Here is a 4,398-nt window from a genome sequence, read left to right on the forward strand (position 1 = left end):
GCGAGGCCGGCGCGGCGGAGCGCCCACCAGGCGCGCGAGGCCGACAGCATCCGATGATCGTCGTACACCACCACGGGCACGCCGTCGGTGATCCCCCACCGCCGCGCGGCTGCGGCGAGCGCAGCGTCGTCGGGCAGCGGATGCCGCCCCTCGCTCGGCTCGCCGTGACGCGACAGCTCGTGCTCGACGTCGATGAACACCGCGCCGGGGATGTGCCCGGCGAGATACTGCTCGCGTCCGTCATCGCGGCCGAGCTGCCAGCGCGCATCGAGCACGCGCACCTCGCCGAGCCGATCCTTCAGCTCGGCGGCGCTGATCAGGGGATTCATGTCCGGCTCCTCACTCGGGACGTCTCGCTCGCGGGACGGATGCTCAGGGGACGATGTGGCCGGCGGCGCGGAACAGCTCGTACCACTCCGAGCGGCTGAGCTCGACGTCCGCGCCCGCCGCGGCATCCGCCACGCGCTGCGGCGTGGTCGTGCCGAGCACCACCTGCATGTGCGCAGGATGGCGGGTGATCCACGCGGTCGCGATGGCGATCGGCTCGACCGCGTACTTGGCCGCGAGCCGGTCGATGACGGCGTTCAGCTCGGGGTGCTTCGGGTTTCCGAGGAACACCCCGTCGAAGAAGCCGGCCTGGAACGGGGACCAGGCCTGGATGGTGATGCCGTTGATCCGGCAGTACTCGACGATGCCGCCGCCGTCGCGGACGATGCTCTGCTCCTCGCCCGACATGTTCGCGGCGATGCCCTGCGCGATGATCGGCGAGTGCGTGATCGACAGCTGCAGCTGGTTCGCGATCAGCGGCTGGGTGACGGCGGTGCGCAGCAGGTCGATCTGGCGCGGGGTGTGGTTGGAGACGCCGAAGGCGCGCACCTTGCCTGCGGCGGACAGCTCGTCGAACGCGCGGGCGACCTCCTCCGGCTCCACGAGCGCATCGGGACGGTGCAGCAGCAGCACGTCGATGTGGTCGGTGCGCAGCGCCTTCAGCGATCCCTCGACCTGGGTGACGATGTGCTCGTACGAGAAGTCGAACATCTGCTCCGGGGGCACGATGCCGCACTTGGTCTGCAGGATGATCTCGTCGCGCTCGGCGGCGCTCAGCCGCAGGGCCGAGGCGAACCGGTCCTCGCAGACGTGCATGGCCCCGCCGTAGATGTCGGCGTGGTCGAAGAAGTCGATCCCCGCGGCCCGGGCGGTGTCGTACAGCTCGCGCACCTCGGCGTCCGTCTTGTCGGGGATGCGCATCATGCCGGCGACGACCGCCGGGGCGGTTCCGGATCCGAACGGGACTGACTTCATGGTTCCTCCTGGGTTCACGCCAACGCTACCGCGCGGTGCCGGCCGGCGGCCGACGCAACCGCGCCTGTCCCGTGAGCCACGGCGACAACGGGGTGCGCAGGGCGACGAGGCCGATCGCGAGCGGCACGAGCATCGCCGCGGCGAAGGTCGGCCACGCCGGCCACGGGGTCCAGAGGAACACCGGATGCAGCAGCACGATCGTCAGCAGCGGCAGGGCCAGCAGCGTGCAGACCTGTGAGAAGCGACCTGGCCTCACGGTGCTCTCGGCGAGCAGGATCAGTCCGGTCGAGATGGCGGCGGACGCGATCAGCGACAGCGCGGGCGTGCCGTAGTGGCCCTGTTTGATGTCGATGAAGTCCGACAGACCTGTCGCCACGAGCGCAGCGCCGGTCACGATGAGCAGGATGCCCGTGAGGGCAGGTGCGCGCACCCGGTCGCGCACGCGGCGCAGGGCGTCGCCGATCAGCAGGTAGATCAGGCTCGTGGCTGCCATGCCGATGCCGAGCGGAGTGTCCGAGAGCGCGGACCCCCAGATCCAGCCGGCGACGGCCCCGGCGATGCCCAGCGCCCACTGCAGGGCGAGAGGCAGTCGCTCGATCAGGCGCAGCAGGAGGGCGGTGAAGAACAGCGTGGAGATGAACCACAGCGTGATGTACGGCATCCCCGCCGCTCCCCCGCCGTACAGGCCGCCGAGGATGCGCTGCGGGGTGTCGGCGAAGCCCATCGGCAGCAGCGCGACCGTCAGCAGGACGAACCCCGCCAGGTAGGGTCGGCCGAGCGACCGCCAGCGCCTGCTCAGTTCGGTGCGGAAGGAGCGGCCCGGCTTCCACAGATACCCGGAGAGCACGAAGAACACCGCTACGTGCCAGGTGTAGAGCAGGTCACCGGTCAGATCGCGGGTGAAGACATGCCCTGCGACGATCGCCGCGACCGCGATGATGCGGACGAGGTCGATCGCTCCCGACCGCTTCGGAATCGCCTCGAGCATGCCGCGACGATAGTCCCCGGGGACGTCCGTCTCATGTGCGCGGGCTGGGTTGCGACACGGAGGCGCGGATGCGCGCCACGCCCTCTCCGGGCATCGCTGCGCGCTGTCCGGAGCCTCGGGGCGCGGGGACCCCTCATCCGGCGCTAACGTTGCATGCATGACCGCTCCGATCGATGCGACCACCACCTCCGCCTGGGCCGAGCTCACGTCCCTCAGCACGGGCTTCTCCCCCAATCTGCGCGGCTGGTTCGCCGCCGATCCGGACCGTGTCGAGAAGCTCTCGCTGCCGCTGGCCGACCTGCACGTCGACCTGTCGAAGAACCTCGTCACCGACGACATCCTCGCCGCGCTCGTGCGCCTGGCGGAGCAGACCGGTGTCGCCGAGCGCTATGCCGCGATGCTCGCGGGCGAGCACATCAACACCACCGAGGACCGCGCTGTGCTGCACACCGCCCTGCGCCGTCGTCCCGGGGCGACGCCCGCGCTCGTCGTGGACGGACAGGACGTGGATGCCGATGTGCAGTCGGTGCTCGACGCGCTCTCCGCCTTCGCCGACCGCGTGCGCTCGGGCGAGTGGAAGGGCGTCACGGGCAAGAAGGTCACGCATGTCGTCAACATCGGCATCGGCGGTTCCGACCTCGGTCCGGTGATGGTCTACGAGGCGCTGAAGCCCTACGCCGACGCGGGCATCCAGGCCCGTTTCGTGTCGAACATCGACCCGACCGACCTGGCTCAGAAGACCGCGGACCTCGACCCCGAGACGACCCTGTTCATCGTCGCGTCGAAGACGTTCACCACGCTGGAGACGCTCACCAACGCGCGCCTGGCTCGCGACTGGCTGTGGGCGGGGCTGTCCGCATCCGGCGCGATCGGCGACGACGAGCAGAGCAGGACGGATGCTGTCGCGCACCACTTCGTCGCGGTCTCCACGGCGCTCGACAAGGTCGCCGCCTTCGGCATCGACCCGGCCAACGCCTTCGGGTTCTGGGACTGGGTGGGCGGCCGATACTCCGTCGACTCCGCGATCGGTCTGTCGCTGGCCGTCGTGTTCGGGCCCGAGGTGTTCCGCGACCTGCTCGCCGGCTTCCACGCCGTCGACGAGCACGTGCGCACCACCCCGCTCGCGCAGAACGTGCCCGTGCTGATGGGCCTGCTCAACGTCTGGTACACGAACTTCCTCGGCGCGCAGTCGCACGCCGTGCTTCCCTATGCGCAGCAGCTGAGCCGCTTCGCGGCGTACCTGCAGCAGCTGACCATGGAGTCCAACGGCAAGTCCGTGCGCTGGGACGGGAGCCCGGTCACCACGACCACCGGTGAGGTCTTCTGGGGCGAGCCGGGCACCAACGGCCAGCACGCGTTCTACCAGCTGATCCACCAGGGCACCCGGCTGATCCCGGCGGACTTCATCGCCTTCGTGAACCCGGCCTACCCGCTGCAGGACGACGGCCGCGACGTGCACGGCCTGTTCCTGGCGAACTTCCTCGCGCAGACGAAGGCCCTGGCGTTCGGCAAGACGGCCGAGGAGGTCGAGGCCGAGGGCACGACCGGTGCGCTCGTGGCCGCGCGGACCTTCCCCGGCAACCGCCCCACCACGTCGATCTTCGCGGATGCGCTCACCCCGTCCGTCCTCGGCCAGCTGATCGCGCTCTACGAGCACATCACCTTCACGCAGGGCGTGATCTGGGGCATCAACTCCTTCGACCAGTGGGGCGTGGAGCTCGGCAAGCAGCTCGCCCTGCAGATCGCCCCCGCGATCGAGGGCGATGCGGATGCCCTGGAGGCGCAGGACGCGTCGACCAAGGCACTCCTGGCGTACTACCAGGCCCACCGCCGCTGAGCGCGGGAGCTCGGTCGCGTCAGTGACCCTTGCCGTGCCCCGAGCTCCCCTGCCCCTTCCCCGAGTTGTTGCCGGGGCCCTTGTTCTGGTTCGACTGACCCGCCGTCGTGCCCTGTCCCGAGGTGGCGCCGGAGGTCCCGGTCGAGGCCTGCTGCACGGGCGTGTCTGCGGCGGGTGACGGGGGCGGCGCGGTCTCCGGCGCATGCACCGCGATCCGGGCGGGCGATTCGGCCGACGGAGCGACGCCGTGGAGCCCGAAGAGGGCGATGAG

The 4,398-nt window shown here is 70.3% G+C and carries 4 protein-coding genes and 1 pseudogene; 1 reads left to right on the forward strand and 4 read right to left on the reverse strand.

Annotated features, from left to right (window positions below; translation table 11 throughout):
• The 3 genes from BGN97_RS10510 to BGN97_RS10520 all read right to left on the reverse strand — a co-directional run.
• A partial coding sequence (locus BGN97_RS10510; protein ID WP_292701055.1) for a rhodanese-like domain-containing protein occupies positions 1-329 on the reverse strand: 329 nt, incomplete at its 3' end.
• 43 nt (positions 330-372) lie between these two features.
• Positions 373-1,302, reverse strand: coding sequence for an aldo/keto reductase (locus BGN97_RS10515; RefSeq protein ID WP_292701058.1), 930 nt, complete (start codon positions 1,300-1,302; stop codon positions 373-375).
• Between the two features lie 25 nt (positions 1,303-1,327).
• Positions 1,328-2,290 carry an acyltransferase gene (locus BGN97_RS10520; protein WP_292701061.1) on the reverse strand — a complete coding sequence of 321 codons (963 nt, stop codon included), beginning with the start codon at positions 2,288-2,290 and terminating at the stop codon, positions 1,328-1,330.
• 157 nt (positions 2,291-2,447) lie between these two features.
• On the opposite strand from BGN97_RS10520, the gene pgi reads away from it, so the two are divergent.
• Positions 2,448-4,127 carry a glucose-6-phosphate isomerase gene (gene pgi, locus BGN97_RS10525; RefSeq protein ID WP_292701064.1) on the forward strand — a complete coding sequence of 560 codons (1,680 nt, stop codon included), beginning with the start codon at positions 2,448-2,450 and terminating at the stop codon, positions 4,125-4,127.
• 19 nt (positions 4,128-4,146) lie between these two features.
• On the opposite strand, the pseudogene BGN97_RS10530 reads toward pgi, so the two are convergent.
• Positions 4,147-4,398: pseudogene (locus tag BGN97_RS10530) on the reverse strand (hypothetical protein); the annotation flags it as partial.

The sequence above is a fragment of the Microbacterium sp. 69-10 genome (assembly GCF_001897945.1).
GTDB lineage: Bacteria > Actinomycetota > Actinomycetes > Actinomycetales > Microbacteriaceae > Microbacterium.